The 13,724-nt window shown below is 68.6% G+C and carries 9 protein-coding genes and 1 tRNA gene; 1 reads left to right on the top strand and 9 read right to left on the bottom strand.

The annotated features are described in order from the left end of the window. Window positions 1–10: 10 nt before the first annotated feature. The 9 genes from J2W22_RS23265 to J2W22_RS23225 form a co-directional block, all read right to left on the bottom strand. The gene (locus J2W22_RS23265; protein ID WP_307120648.1) at window positions 11–2,848 is read right to left on the bottom strand and encodes a TonB-dependent receptor domain-containing protein; all 2,838 of its coding nucleotides are present in this window, start codon (window positions 2,846–2,848) and stop codon (window positions 11–13) included. Between the two features lie 103 nt (window positions 2,849–2,951). Then, window positions 2,952–4,592: an N-acyl-D-amino-acid deacylase family protein gene (locus J2W22_RS23260; protein ID WP_307120647.1), complete on the bottom strand. Its 1,641-nt coding sequence runs from the start codon at window positions 4,590–4,592 to the stop codon at window positions 2,952–2,954. Between the two features lie 33 nt (window positions 4,593–4,625). Then, window positions 4,626–5,615: an N-acetyl-D-Glu racemase DgcA gene (dgcA, locus tag J2W22_RS23255; RefSeq protein WP_307120646.1), complete on the bottom strand. Its 990-nt coding sequence runs from the start codon at window positions 5,613–5,615 to the stop codon at window positions 4,626–4,628. Further along, window positions 5,573–6,610, bottom strand: coding sequence for an N-acetyltransferase DgcN (gene dgcN, locus J2W22_RS23250; protein ID WP_307120645.1), 1,038 nt, complete (start codon window positions 6,608–6,610; stop codon window positions 5,573–5,575). The genes dgcA and dgcN overlap by 43 nt, the downstream gene beginning before the upstream one ends. 166 nt (window positions 6,611–6,776) lie before the next feature. After that, window positions 6,777–7,154 carry a YdbL family protein gene (locus J2W22_RS23245; RefSeq protein ID WP_307120644.1) on the bottom strand — a complete coding sequence of 126 codons (378 nt, stop codon included), beginning with the start codon at window positions 7,152–7,154 and terminating at the stop codon, window positions 6,777–6,779. Continuing rightward, on the bottom strand, window positions 7,154–7,336 hold the full coding sequence (locus J2W22_RS23240) for a YnbE family lipoprotein (RefSeq protein ID WP_307120710.1): 183 nt from the start codon (window positions 7,334–7,336) through the stop codon (window positions 7,154–7,156). The genes J2W22_RS23245 and J2W22_RS23240 overlap by 1 nt, the downstream gene beginning before the upstream one ends. Before the next feature lie 37 nt (window positions 7,337–7,373). Then, window positions 7,374–10,481, bottom strand: coding sequence for a YdbH domain-containing protein (locus J2W22_RS23235; protein WP_307120643.1), 3,108 nt, complete (start codon window positions 10,479–10,481; stop codon window positions 7,374–7,376). A 205-nt stretch (window positions 10,482–10,686) separates the two neighbouring features. After that, window positions 10,687–12,930, bottom strand: coding sequence for a M20/M25/M40 family metallo-hydrolase (locus J2W22_RS23230; protein ID WP_307120642.1), 2,244 nt, complete (start codon window positions 12,928–12,930; stop codon window positions 10,687–10,689). 161 nt (window positions 12,931–13,091) lie between these two features. Continuing rightward, a tRNA-Ser gene (locus tag J2W22_RS23225) sits at window positions 13,092–13,181 on the bottom strand. Window positions 13,182–13,302: 121 nt separating this feature from the next. Here J2W22_RS23225 and hspQ point away from each other — a divergent pair. Beyond that, window positions 13,303–13,686 (top strand): heat shock protein HspQ, encoded by a 384-nt coding sequence (gene hspQ, locus J2W22_RS23220; protein WP_307120641.1) that lies wholly within the window; start codon window positions 13,303–13,305, stop codon window positions 13,684–13,686. Window positions 13,687–13,724: the final 38 nt, after the last annotated feature.

The following is a 13,724-nucleotide window of genomic DNA, read 5'->3' as shown; positions in this document are numbered from 1 at the left end:
TCCCTCTCCCTTACATCTTGAACCGGGCGCCGATGCGGAAGGTCCGCCCGAGCAGGTCGTAGATCGACTGGTTGGTCGCCGGCGTCGCATAGGCGCTGCCCGCCGGCCCCGGCGCCACCACCGGCGGATCCTTGTCGAGCAGGTTGGAGACGGCGAAGAACAGCTGCATCTCCTTCCCGCCCATTTTGAACTCCTGGGTGATCGAAGTGTCGATGTAGAAGGCGCCCTTGATCCGGTTGTCATTGATCGTGCGGTTGGTGACGGTGGAGGTCGGGCAGCCGCTGGTGCACTCGATGAAGCTGGTGTCGTAGACGCCGTCGCTGACCCCGCGCCCGATCAGCGTGATGTTGAAGTCGTCCACGTCATAGCTGGCCTGGGCACGGTACAGCCATTTCGGGGTGCCGCCCGGGGCGTTCATCCCCACCGTGTCGGTCGGCGCGTCGATGCCGTTGTCGAAGTAGTTCTTGATGTAGCGCGTCGCCATGCCGCGCAGGGTGAAGTTGCCGGTGCCGATCCGGGTGCGGTATGAGGATTCGAAATCTATGCCCTGCGCTTTCTGAACTGCGAAGTTGAAGGGGCTTTCGAACACCTGGAGATTGTTGCCGAACGCATTGGGCCCGCGGACCACGGCCGTGCAGAAAGCCTGCACGCCCTGGTTGCAGCGATCGACGATCGTCTGGGCGGCCACCGAGCCGATCGCGCCGTTGATCTTGATGTTGTAGTAATCGACCGACATCGCGAAGCCGCGCAGGAAGGTCGGCTGGAGAACCACGCCGACGCCCCATTGATCGGCCCTCTCCGGCTGGAGCAGCGGGTTGCCGCGTGTGGTGCCGGCAAAGGTGACCGAGGCGTTGTTCTGCGAGGAATCGAGCAGCACGTTGATGCGGGTCGATCCGGCGGTGAACAGCTCACCGAGATTGGGCGCGCGGATGTCGCGCGAGCGGGTGGCGCGGAAGCGGATGTCGGGGATCGGCTCGAAGGTCAGGCCCGCCTTCCAGGTGGTGACATAGCCCGAGGTCGAATAGTCTGTGCCGCGCACCGCGCCGTTGAGGTCGAGGCCCTTGATCACTGGCACGACGAGCTCGACATAGCCTTCGGTGACGCTGTAGCTGCCGAAGCTGGGCAGGAAGTTGCCGACGAACCAGCCGCTCTGGAATTCGGTGGGCACCGAGCCGCTGACCTTCTCGCGGCGATGCTCTCCGCCGACCGAGACCGACACCGCGCCGGCGGGCAGATCGAACGCGTCGAAGGCCAGGTTGGCGGCGACGACATCCTCTTCGAACTTTTGCCTACGATACGGATTGCCGAGGACATAGGCGAGCGCCTGGGGGCTTGCGACGCCGATACCGAGGCGATTGAGCGGGACGCAGCCATTGGTCGGCGCGGTCAGCGTCGAGCGGCAGACGATCGTGCCGGCGGGCACGCCGATCGCATTGCCGGCCGGCGCGAACACCGCATCCTGCGCCAGCGCGAGCCGGGCGGTATTGGTGATGTCCCGCGCCATCTCGCGCGTGCGGCTGATCCCCTTCTGGTAATAGACGTCCCAGCGCGCGGTGCCGGCGAACAGCGGGAAGCTGCCGTTTGCGCCGACGACGTATCGCTGCAGCTCGCGCTCGGTGTCGTTCTTGCGGATCGGCAGGTCGGCATTGCTGGTGCCGAGGGTGAACTGGGTGATGCCGCCCAGCTGCGCGCGGACCGAGGCCGGGATATAGGCATTGTCCGCCTGGATCGTGACGTTGTTCTGGTTGAGCTGCACGCCGAGCCAGCCGAGATTCTCCGACTTGGCATAGGAGGCCTGGCCGAACACGCTCAGCCATTCGGCGACCTCGAAGCTCACCCGCCCGAACAGGCTCTTGCGGTTCTCCTCGGGGTCGAGCGACTGGAAGCCGTTGACCTGGGTCGCCTGCCAGTCGCCGCCGATCTGCCAGGGATCGCGGTTGGTGCCGAAATTATACTGGCTGACCGCGCCGCCCACGCCGAACTGGGTGCCGCGCAGCGCAGTATTGAGGATGACGCCGCCCCGCGTCGCCTGGCTGAGGCCCGCGCCGGACACCACCAGGCGCTCGGGCTGACCGTTGCCCACGCCCTGGACCACGGCATAGGCGGGGTTGTTGATCAGGTACCAGCCCTTGTTGTTCCAGTCGCGCGGAACCCCGTGCAGCCCTTCCTTCACCGCGATCTCGCCGTTGAGCAGGATATGGCCGCGGCCGCCCGCGAAGCCCGTGCCGGCGGTCAGCGTCGCGCGGTAGTTGGGCGCGTCGCCATAGGTCGAGATGCCGTACTCGACCGAGCCCTTGAGGCCCGAATATTCCTTGTCGAGGATGAAGTTGACCACGCCCGAGACCGCGTCCGAGCCATAGGCGGCAGAGGCGCCGCCAGTGACGATCTCGACGCTCTTGATCAGGCCCTGAGGGAAGGTGTTGACGTCGACCAAGCCGGTGACCGTCGAGCCGACCGAGCGCTGGCCGTCGAGCAGCACCAGCGTGCGCGCGGTGCCGAGCGAGCGCAGGTTGAGCGCGTTGACGCCCGCGGTGCCCGCCGAGATGTTGAGGTTGGAATTGGCCGGCGTGACGCTGCCGACGAGCGAGGGAATCTCATTGACGTAATCGGCGACATTGGCCGGCGCGGTCGCGGCGATGTCTTCCGAATTGATCACGGTGAGCGGCGTCGGAGCCTGATAGCCATCGCGCTGGATGCGGGTGCCGGTGACGGTGATCTCGGCCGATTGGGCTTCGGGTTCGGGCGCCGGTGCCGGCGGGGTCTGGGTGTCCTGCGCGAACGCCGCGGCGTTCCACAGCAGCGCGACTGCCAGCGCGGGCAGAGAGGCGGCTCTCAGTGACCTTGTCATATTTCTTCCCCTTCATCGGTGTAGTGGAGCGATGATGCCTTCCGTGCGCCGGTTGCCCCGGCTGCACCGCATCGGCCCCGTCCTGCGGTTCCTTATTGGCCTCCTATCGACAGCTCCCCGGTTTCGGCTGGCGGGGTAGCGGGCGGCCGCCGGCAGCGCCGGTCGGCTCGCCATTCTCGATCGCAACCACGCCGTTCACGACCACCGTGCGCATGCCGGTGGAGAACAGCGCGGGATGGATGTAGTCGGCGCGCGGCGCGAAGCGGGCCGGATCGAACATGATCACGTCGGCAAAGGCGCCGGCCTTGAGCTGCCCGCGGCCTTCCAGCCCGAACATCGCCGCGGTGACGGCGGTGCTGCGATCGATGAAGGCGCGCAGGTCGATCACCTGCCTGTCCTTCACATAGGTCGCGTATTTGCGGGCGAAGGAGGCATAGTAGCGCGGATGCCCCTGCGAGGCGTCCGAGCTGGTCACAACCCAGGGCCGCTGCATGAAGGCGGCGATGTCCGCCTCGCTCTGGTTGAACGAAGCGACACCGGCCTCGCGCCTCTTGAGGATCGCGATCGCCGCATCGATCGGATCGACGCCGCTGGCCTTGGCGATCTGCTCGAGCGTCTTGCCCTCGGCATCGGCCGGGCCGGAGGTGATGAGCAGCGACGCGGGACCACCGCGGCGGCGGAGGTTGTCGGCGATCTCGGGCCGCATCTTCGCCATCGCCGCCGGATTCTCGAACCGCTTGAGCATCGCCGCACGCCCGCCATCCTGCGCCCAGCGGGGCATCAGCGCCGCCGACAGCCCGGTGCCGGAGGCGGACCAGGGATATTGATCGGCGTGGACGATCTGCCCTGCCTTCTGCGCCGCCTCGATCTGGGCGATGATCGCCTGCGCCTGCCCCTGCACATCGACGCCGAGCGCCTTGATATGCGCGATATGGACCGGGATGCCCGCCTCGCGGCCGATCTCGATCGCCTCTGCGACCGCGCCCTTCAGGCCGATCGTGTAGGAGGATTCGTCGCGCAGATGGCTATCATAGATGCCACCCTTTTCCGCCGCGGCCCTGGCCAGCGCGACCACCTCGTCCAGCCTGGCGAAGCTCTGCGGCGCGTAGAACAGGCCGGTAGAGAGACCGAGCGCGCCCTGGCACATCGCGGTGGAGACCAGGCCCTGCATCCTGGCCAGCTCTTCGGGCGTGGGTGCCCGGTCGTCGGGGCCGATCACCTTGAGCCGGACGGCGCCCAGGCCGACATAGGTTGCGAAGTTGATGCCATAGTCGCGGCTCGACTGGCCCAGCGCCGCCTCGCCCTCGCCGCCCTTGGCGCCGCTGTCGCGGCCGAAGGTGCGGGCGACCTCGGGATCGCCACCGCCGTCCACGCCGATGAAGGCGGTGGTCACACCCTGGGTAAGGAAGGGCAGCACCAGCCGCGCGGCCGGATCGCCCGAGGCCAGCGCGTTGTTCACATGGCTATGCGTGTCGATGAAGCCGGGCGCGACGATCATGCCGGTCGCGTCGATGATCTTCTTCGCACCGCCCGGCGCCTTGGGGCCGACATAGACGATGCGATCGCCGCGGACCGCGACATCGCCTTTGAAGGGGGCGGCGTTGCCCGGATAGACGGTGCCGCCGCGCAGGATCAGGTCGGCGGGAGGTTCCTGGTCGGCGCCGCGCGCCAGCGCGACGCCCGCTACGGCCACCAGCGCAGCGCCCGCCGCCACGCCGATCTTCCCCTTCCGACCCTGAACCATGTCGCGACTCCCTCTTTTGGTTATTACTTTCGGTTATGGCGCTCCCCAGAAGCCCGGCGCCGGCGGCGACAGCACGCCGCCCTCCCCGCGCACGCCGCCCGGCCGGTCTTCCGCCAGCCAGAGCGGGCCATCGAGATCGACGAAGCTCGAGCGCGCGGCGATCACCAGCGCGGGTGCGATCGACAGCGAAGTCGAGATCATGCTGCCGGTCATCACCCCCAGCCCCGCCGCGGCCGCCGCATCGGCGAGCGCGAGCGCGCCGGTGAGGCCGCCGGTCTTGTCGAGCTTGATGTTGATCACCTGATATTTGCTCGCCAGCGCCGCGACATCGTCGGCGATATGGGCGGATTCGTCGGCGGCGATCGGGATCAGCGGGTTGAAGCCCTCCAGGGCATCGTCCTCACCCGCCGGCAGCGGCTGTTCGAGCAGGTCGATGCGCAGCTCGGCGAGCATCGGCTGGAGCCGCTCTATCTCGACGATCGTCCAGCTCTCGTTCGGATCGACGATCACCCGCGGCTTCGGCGCCATCTCGCGCACGCGGCGGATCTGCGCCTCGGGATCGCTGCGATCGACCTTGATCTTGATGAGCGGCACGTCCGCCAGCTTGCCCGCAGCCACAGCCATCGCGTCGGGCGTGTCGAGGCTTACGGTCATCGCCGTCGGCGTCGCACCCAGCGGCGGAAGGCCGAGCAGTTCGGTCACGCTGCGTCCAGCGAGCTTCGCCTCCAGGTCCCAGAGCGCGCAGTCGACCGCGTTCCGTGCCGCGCCGGCCGGCATCAGTGCGAGCAGTTCCTCGCGGGAGGCTCCGCCCTCGATCGCGCTGCGGGCAGTCTCGATCTCGGCCAGCGCGCCTTCGATCGACTCCCCGTAGCGCGGATAGGGCACACCCTCGCCCCAACCGGTCACGCCCTCGGCCAAGATCGAGACAGTCACCACCTCGGCGACCGTCTTCACCCCCCGCGAGATGCGGAACGGGGTGCTTAGTTTGAAAGCGTCGCTACGCGCGGCGAGGGTTCGAAGCATTGGTCGATCCTGTCGATGATGGGGTCCACGCCCATGGCGAACGGGTCGGTGCAGGGCAGCCCGAGCGCGTCGGCGGTCTCGGCGCAGAGCCGCTCCGCTTCCGCCCGCGCGAGCTTGGAAGTGTTGAGCGCGATGCCGACCGCCTGCACGTCCGGGCTGGTGAGCCGCGCGACGGCCAGATTGGCCTCCAGCGTTTCCCTGAGCCCCGGCACCGGATAGTGCGGCAGGCCGCGCATATGGGCGCGCATCGGATCGTGGCAGAGCACCAAAGCCGCCGGCTGGGCGCCGTGCAGCAGGCCGGTCGAGACGCCGGCGAAGCTCGGGTGGAACAGCGAGCCCTGGCCTTCGATCAGGTCCCAGCCGTCATCGTCGCGCGCCGGTGATATCTCCTCGATCGCGCCCGAGATGAAGTCGGCGATCACTGCGTCGAGCGGCACGCCGCTGCCGGCGATCAGGATGCCGGTCTGGCCGGTCGCGCGGAAATCGGCGGTCATGCCGCGGACGCGCATGCCCTGCTCCAGGCAGAGCGTGGCGTACATCTTGCCGACCGAGCAATCGGTGCCGACGGTGAGCAGCCGCTTGCCCGCGCGGCGCTTGCCGTTGCCGACCGGAATGCCGGCCTTGGGATCGCGGACGTCGTGAAGCTTGCGGCCATGCTTCGCCGCTGCCGCGACGATCGAAGGTTCCTCGCGCAGCCGGTGGTGCAGGCCCGAGGCGACGTCGAGCCCCGCCTCGATCCCGGCGATCGCATCGGCGACCAGATCGGCACCCATCCGCCCGCCGGCATTGGCGATGCCGAGCACCAGGGTCTTCGCGCCGGCGGCGACTGCCTCGGCGAAGCCGATGCGCGGCAGGCCGAGGGTCAGCGGGCAATCGTCATGGCGGAACTCGCCGACACATTCGTCCGGGCGGAACACCGCCAGCCCGCGCGAGGTCTTGATGCCGACCTCGTCGTTCGAATGGCCGAGATAGAGGAGATAGGGACTGGCAATCATTGGAAACTCCGCCTGCCGCTGCGAGTCACATGATTGCCAAATATGCCGGGCTTGATAGCGTCGAAGGCTGCGCTGCAGCATAGCCTATGGTTATGGACAGGCCTGCAGCCGCCCGATCAGCGCAGGAAAGCGGAAGGGCAGCATCCCGCCGCCCTTCCCTTCATGATCAGAGGCAGCGCGGATCCCGCACCGGCGCGTCGCTGCCGCGGGTGAGCCAACGGCCGTCGGGCGCACGATACTTCTCGCCCGCAACGGTGCGCGAGATCAGGTTGCAGCCGGTGACGAAGGCCATCTGCTCCACGGTGGAGCCCGACGCCGCCTGCTGCGTGTACTGGCGCTTCCGCTGGATGTTGATGTTGTTGATGATGGCCTGGAGCTCGGGCGTAGCCGTGCCGACGATCCCGAGATAGCCGTCGGGCTGCTCGCCGACGAGGCCCGCCTGGCGCGCCGCCTGATAGGCGGGATCGCGCTGGGCCGAAGCGGGGACGATCAGGGCGACCGAGAGGAGCGCCGCCAGGCCGGAGGTGGAGAGCAACTTGCGCATCAGAAAATTCCCGGATTTTCCTGGATGAGAGCCTTCGCCTTGTTGTCGAGACGATAGACCACTTCCTGGGTGATCGAAATATTGAGGTTGATGACGATCGGCTTGTCGGGCGCGGTCACGTTGATGCAGCCGCCGGCGAGCACCACGGGCATCACCCCGAGGCGCCCGAGCCAGCGCGGCATTGCCTGTGTCATGCTTCCAAGCTGCATAGCGTACCTTTCATGGAACAGGAGCGCTTTCGCGCGGCTGAACGGTCTGTTTGGCGGCTTCCTCTGCACGATTCTGCTCCTCGATCAATGCAGGCAGGTTGCGCTCGATCAGCCGGCTGGGATCGTACCAGGACTGGGCGGAGTCGAGCAGCTGGCGGAAGGGCGCGCTGATCCGCACGTTGAACACGAAGGGCAGCTTCGCCAGCCGGCGGATCAGGAAATTGGAGCGGGTGCCCTTGCCTTGGCTGATCCCGGAGAAGCTGATGTCGGTGATCATCTCGCCGGCCAGCGGGCCGTTCATCCGGATGGCGAGGTTCTTGTAGTTCAGGGACTTCAGCGCCTGGAACGCCATGTTCCCCCAGATGCCGACATCGTTGCGGGTGACCTCGCCGACATAGGCGATGTGGCCGCCGGCCCGGGCGTGGAGCTCGCCGCCCTCGATCCGCCCGCCATTGGCGTCGAAGATCATCGGCAGCGTGCCGTCGAACACGCCGGTGGCGTCGAGATTGTCGAAGGCCATCTCCTTCAGGAACAGCGCGGCATCGACGCCCTTCACATGGAAGGTCAGCCGGCGCTCGCCCTTCTCGCCGAAGTCGAGGACGGTGGGGTCGAGGACCAGCTCGCCGCCAGCGAACGGCCAGCGCCCGGCCTCGACGCGCACCCGGGTGGCGTCGAGCAGTTCGTAGCGGACCAGGCCGTCGCGGACCGGAACGCCGGGATTGACCACGCGGACGCTCGCCGTCTGGCCCGGCGCGGTGCGCAGGCCCAGCAGGTCGGTGAAGTCGAGCTGGGTGGTGAGCCCCTGCACCGGGCCGAACGCGGCGGCGAGGTCGATATCGGTCGCGGTGAAGCGGCCGGTGCTGGTGACGCCCTCGCTGTTCCAGGCGAAGCGGCCCGAGCCGGCGACGAGCCCGTCGACATCGGCGATCACGCCATAGGTAAGCCGGGTGAGGTCGCTGGGCTGGAGCCCGTCGGTGTGGAAGGCGATGCCCGGGATATCGAGCAGCGCCTGCCCGGTGCCGCTCTCCAGGTCATGGGAGACGTCCACCGTGCCCACCGGCAGCTGCTGCTTCGGCGCGATCAGGCCGGCCCGCGCGGTGATCTTGCCGTCGTGGAGGGACAGGGTCGCATTCCGGCTCGCGAGCGGCTCGAAGCGCGCGGGCGCCTCGGTATCGGCCAGGGTGAAGCCGCCCTTCAGGGACAGGTCGCCGCGTTCGAACACCCATTCGCCCTTGCCCTCGGACAGCAGCAGCGGCACCGCGCCGATCCGGCCGCCAAGCCCCTCGAAGCTTCCGCCCAGGCCGGAGCGGTAGCTGCCGGTCAGCGTGCCGATATCGAGACGGGTCGGCGTATCGGTTCCCAACCGTATCGCTGCATTGGCGAGGGCGAAGCGGCTCGCGGCCAGTTCGAGCTGCGCCATGTCCGCCGAGAAATGCAGGGGGCTGTCGCCGATCCTGCCCTCCAGCTTGGGCTTGAGCGTGCGGATGCCGCCGGAGAGCGCCTTGGCGTTCCAGCGCAGCATCGCGGGCCCGACCGGGCAGAGCTGGAGGCGATCGCCGTTCACGACGAGGCTCGACAGGGCGATGCGCGCGAAGCTGACGGGGGTGCAGCCGGGGTTCACCTCGATGGCGCGGGCATCCCAGCGCGCCTGGAGCGGCATCGACAGCCCCTCGACCCGTCCGCCGCTGAACGGCCCCGACAGGGTCGCAACGGTGCGGACTGAGCCGGCGGTGCCGCGCATGCTGAAATCGAGCCGCGCCAGCTCGAGCCTGGCGTCGCCCGCTGCATAGGGCCGGACAAAGCCGGTGCCGCGCAGCTCCGGGCTGCCGACGCGGCGGGACAGCCGCAGCATCGCGTCCGGCAGCCCGCCGCCGCCCAGCGAAAGTTGGCCTTCCAGCGATACGCCGCCACCCGGCAGGCCAAGCGCGACACCCGCCCCCTGCCCGAAGCGCAGTCGCGCACCCGAACGGGCTGCGATATCCAGGTTGGTGAGGCGTAGGTCGGTACGGCCGTTCCACATGGCGAGGTCGATGCCGGTGGAACCATCGAAGCTGCGACCGGCCTCGCGCAGGGCACCCGCCAGCTGCCGGGCGAGCGGCGCGACGGGCGTACCTGCACCGCTGTCCGCATATCCGGAGATCCGGTCGAGCGAAGCCTGTGGCAAGACACCGTCTTCCACCGCTGCCTTGCCCTGAAACGCGACCTCGTCGCCAATGGTGTAGCGACCGGATATCGTCGCCGCAGCCGCCTTTGCCTCGGTGGCGGCGATCTCCCGGGAGCGCAGGGAAAGGCTCCCCTGGGTACGGCGCCGGTCGCCGGTGAAATCGATGCTGCCGCCCAGCCCTTTCAGCCGTCCCGGCCCCGCTTCTACGGTCGCCGCGCTCACTCCTGCCTGCCCGCTCCAGCGCGCGAGCGATGCATCCAGCGATGCCCGCAGGTCGATGCGCGGTTGCGCGATGCGCGTGTCCCCACAGGCGAGTTGGGTGGCGTGGGCGGGACCTTCCATAGCCGGAGCACCGCTGCGGATCCGCACGCGCATCTGCGAGGTGAACCCGTCGAGAACGCAGCCGGAAGCCTGCAGGCGTGCAGACCGCGCACGCAGCATGCCGGCGAACCCGTCGCTCAGCATCCCCTTGCCGCTCAGGCCGAGATCGACCTGGCCGGCATCGCTGTCGAGCCGGAGCTGCGCGTCGCGGACATCGACGATCAGGCGCGGCAGCACGAACGGCTTGCCGGACGGTGCCGGCATCAGCCGGTCTATCGTGCCCAGCGAAAGCGCGCCGTCGACGATCCGCCCGCGCATCCGGACCGTGCCGGTCTTCACCACCAGCACCTCGGCGCGCCAGGGGGAGAGCGAAGTGCGCAGCTCGATCCAGTCCGCCGTCAGGTCAGGATTGCGCGGATCGCCGATCGAAACATTGGTCAGCCGCTGCTGCCAGGGCGACAATTGCTCGATCTCGTAGCGGGCGGGAACGCCGAGCCGGGCCAGTTCCCGATCTACAAAGCTGCGCGCGATGGTGCGCCGCTGAAGCCACGCCGCCGTAGCCACCACCGCGACGAGGACAAGCAGGCCGAGCGCGGGCCGCCGCCAGCGCCGAAGCGCGCGCGGCACCGCCACTGCGTCCTCCCCAGCGCTCCGGTCTTCTTCGCTACGGTCCACACCCGCTCCAACTCGCCTGCGCCCATATCGTTGCGGGGCCGCAATCACCCAGAGCTATTTCGCCGTATCAAAGTTCCGAATTGAAGGCGAGCAGCGCCGGGCCGCCCGCGAAACGCGATCGGCCACCGCCGCCAGCCGAAGCGAGCGACGTTGTTCGGCCTGGTCAGTGGGCGCCGGCCGGTGGCGCGGCGGCAGGCGGCGTGAGGTCGACCTTGCGGACGATGACCTGACGGTCCCCGACATGGGCGGGCTGCGCAGTGGCGGGTCGGGCCGCCACCAGCGCGGCAGCGGCCGCGCCCGCGCCATAGCGGGTCCGGCGCCAGCTCAGTTCGGGCAGCGGTGCCTTGGGATCGAGGAGCAGGGTTACGTCGAGCGTGCGGCAGCTCTGGCCGGCACAGCCGATATAGCGCAGCGGGCCTTCCAGCTTCTGCGGGGCGCCCTGCACGGTGATGCCGCGCACGCCCTCGCCGTTTTGGGCTAAGAGCTCCTGCCGATCGGCCAGCGGCGCGACGGCGCGCAGGCTGAGCGTGCGGCCCCTGGCGTCCGTCGTGTCGGAGAGGACGGTCAACGCGCCGTCTTCGGCCAGCGCAGGCGCGGGAGCCTGCCACGACTTGCCTCGGTCCGCCCGGTCACCGGACTCGGCCGGGGTATCGGCGAAACGCGCAGCCTGGCGCATCGCGGGGGGCAGCGGGCCATTGTCGGCGATCGCGAAGAAGGACCTGCCCTCGATCTGCGCGTGGACGATGGTCAGGTGGCGCGGCTCGCTGGCGCTGAAGGCGGGTACGGAGAGGGCCGTGACCGCAGCGATCGCCAGCACCACGGCATTGGCGGCGGTGGCGGTCCAGGCCGTTGCCTCGCGGAAGACGGTGAGGAACAGCAGCAGGAAGACAAGCATCAGCGCGATCGGCGCGGCATGTTCAGGGAACAGCCCCTCCTGGAAGCCGCCGATCACCGGCAGGACGAGCAGACCGAACAGTAGTCCGGCCAGGCCCATAGGCCAGGGCGTGGCGGGCCGGAGGCGCGGGACGAGCCGGGTCGCAGCGGCGGCGACGACGAGCAGCAGCGGCCATACCGCCAGCACCGACAGGCCCGGAACGAAGGCGAACAGCGCCAGCACGATCGCGGCGAACCAGCACCAGGCGGCGGCGGCGAGCTGGGCGCCTGCCGGCACGCGGAGGACGCGCAACGCCAGTGTGGCACCGGCCAGCGCCGCCGCGCCCTGTACCAGCCGGATCGCGGCGGGCCAGGCAGTGGCATAGTCGGCTTCGGCGCGCAGCAGGGCGATGAGCGCGGTTGCACCGATCGCCACGCCGGTGCCGGCGACCACCGCAGCGAGCGGTGCGAAGGCGGTGCGAACCGAGGCGCCGGACCGCTCGCGGGCGAAGAGCAGGATCGCGGCGCCCAGGCCGATCAGCGTCAGCGCGAGAGCGGCGCCCTTGGCGAGGACGAGGAACCACCAGCCGTTCAGGTCGATGAACAGCTTCGAACCTTCGACGCCCTGCTTCGGCGTGACCCCGAAGCCGCGAACCGCCGAGAGCGCGCTGTCGCCCATCTGCTGGAGCGAGGCGCGATCGAGATTGGCGAGCGAGTCGAGCGGCGTGTGGTAGCGTTTGCCGCCGCCGATGATCGCGAAATTGGCGGCGTCGATGCCGAGCGGGAGCAGCACGGTCAGGTCGGTATCGTTGGGCAGGATCGAATAGAGATCGCTGGCGAGTGAATCGGCGGCGGGCACATAGCCGCCCGCGACCAGCGCCTGGACGTCGCGGCCATTGGGGGTGCTGGTCTGGAACATGTTGGCGGGGCCGGTGGTGCCGCGCGCCTCGAAATTGACCACCGCGCCGATGCGCTTCGCGAGCGGGTCCTGGGCCGCGAAGGCGGCGCCGCCGACCAGCCCGGCTTCCTCGGCATCGGTGATGACCACCAGCACCGGGCGTTTGGGCGCGCTGGCCTTGAGCAGGTGCGCGACCTCGAGCACGGTGGCGACGCCGATGCCGTCGTCCGAGGCGCCGGGACCGGCGGGGACCGAGTCATAATGGGCGGCGAGCATCACTGCGCCGTCGCCGGGCGCGGTCACCCAGAAGCGCAGGTTGCGCGGGCGGGCACAGATCGCGGCGCCCTTGCGGACCGTGTTGCAGTGAAAGCGCTCGTCGATCTCGGGGGTGAAGCCGAGCGCGCGGACCTGCTGAATCAGCCGCTGGAGGACCGCTTCATTGGCCGGGGTGCCGGCTGGATGGGCGCGCTCGTCGCCGAGGATCGTGGCGAGGCGGCCAACGGCGCGCTGGGCGTTGAATTCGCCGGGCGCGCGATGCGGGGATTCGACGCCGATCGGGCGGAGCGTCCAGATCAGCAGCAGCGCCAGACACAGGATGGCCAGCCGCCATCCGCTCTTGAACCGCGAGAACCCCATGTTCGCCTCCCCCTTTTGCGGAGATCATTTCAGGGGATTGGCGAGGGGACAAGCCTGGAGGTGGGGATGATGGTTGGGACACGCCCCTGCGAGCGCGTTGCGGATGCAGCAGAACGCCCGCCCTCATCGCCCAAAATATACTGAAAATTCAATGGATTAAGTGGCGGAGAGGGAGGGATTCGAACCCTCGTTACGGTTACCCGTAAACCGCATTTCGAGTGCGGCGCATTCGACCACTCTGCCACCTCTCCGCGAGGCGATTGTACGCGGAAAACTCCGCGTCGGTCGCTGTGAGGGGCGGCCCCTAGCGCAGCGTTTCGGATACTGCAAGCGCATCCTTGTACCAAATCACAGAGATATTAGATTAAGGGCATGACTCAGACGCCCGGCGCCTCCCCTGCCCCCTATGATCCCGGAGCCCCGATGCCCCCGGTCGCCACCGCGCGCTTTGCGATCGGCGATGTGGTGCGCCACCGCCAGTTCGAGTTCCGCGGCGTGATCTTCGACGTCGACCCCGTCTTCGCCAACAGCGAGGAATGGTACGAGGCGATTCCCGAGGACGTCCGCCCCCGCAAGGACCAGCCCTTCTACCATCTGCTCGCCGAGAACGACGAATCGAGCTATGTCGCCTATGTCAGCCAGCAGAATCTGGTGGCCGACGAAAGCGAGGAGCCGATCGACCACCCGGCGATCAGCGGGCTTTTCGACGGCTATGCCGCGGGCCGCTACACTTTGAAGCGTACGCACCGTCACTAAACTGCCCTTTATGGGTAGTTATCGGTTGACTTCGGCGA

Source organism: Sphingomonas kyeonggiensis, assembly GCF_030812785.1.
GTDB classification, from domain to species: domain Bacteria; phylum Pseudomonadota; class Alphaproteobacteria; order Sphingomonadales; family Sphingomonadaceae; genus Sphingomonas; species Sphingomonas kyeonggiensis_B.
Note: the sequence above shows the minus strand (reverse complement) of the source record. Positions and strands in the feature narration are given on the sequence as shown.

Coding starts and splice junctions, on each gene's coding strand:
- J2W22_RS23260 (WP_307120647.1), bottom strand. CDS start 4,592: ATGGTTCAGGGTCGGAAGGGGAAGATCGGCGTGGCGGCGGGCGCTGCG.
- J2W22_RS23265 (WP_307120648.1), bottom strand. CDS start 2,848: ATGACAAGGTCACTGAGAGCCGCCTCTCTGCCCGCGCTGGCAGTCGCG.
- dgcN (WP_307120645.1), bottom strand. CDS start 6,610: ATGATTGCCAGTCCCTATCTCCTCTATCTCGGCCATTCGAACGACGAG.
- J2W22_RS23230 (WP_307120642.1), bottom strand. CDS start 12,930: ATGGGGTTCTCGCGGTTCAAGAGCGGATGGCGGCTGGCCATCCTGTGT.
- J2W22_RS23245 (WP_307120644.1), bottom strand. CDS start 7,154: ATGCGCAAGTTGCTCTCCACCTCCGGCCTGGCGGCGCTCCTCTCGGTC.
- J2W22_RS23240 (WP_307120710.1), bottom strand. CDS start 7,336: ATGCCGCGCTGGCTCGGGCGCCTCGGGGTGATGCCCGTGGTGCTCGCC.
- dgcA (WP_307120646.1), bottom strand. CDS start 5,615: ATGCTTCGAACCCTCGCCGCGCGTAGCGACGCTTTCAAACTAAGCACC.
- hspQ (WP_307120641.1), top strand. CDS start 13,303: ATGACTCAGACGCCCGGCGCCTCCCCTGCCCCCTATGATCCCGGAGCC.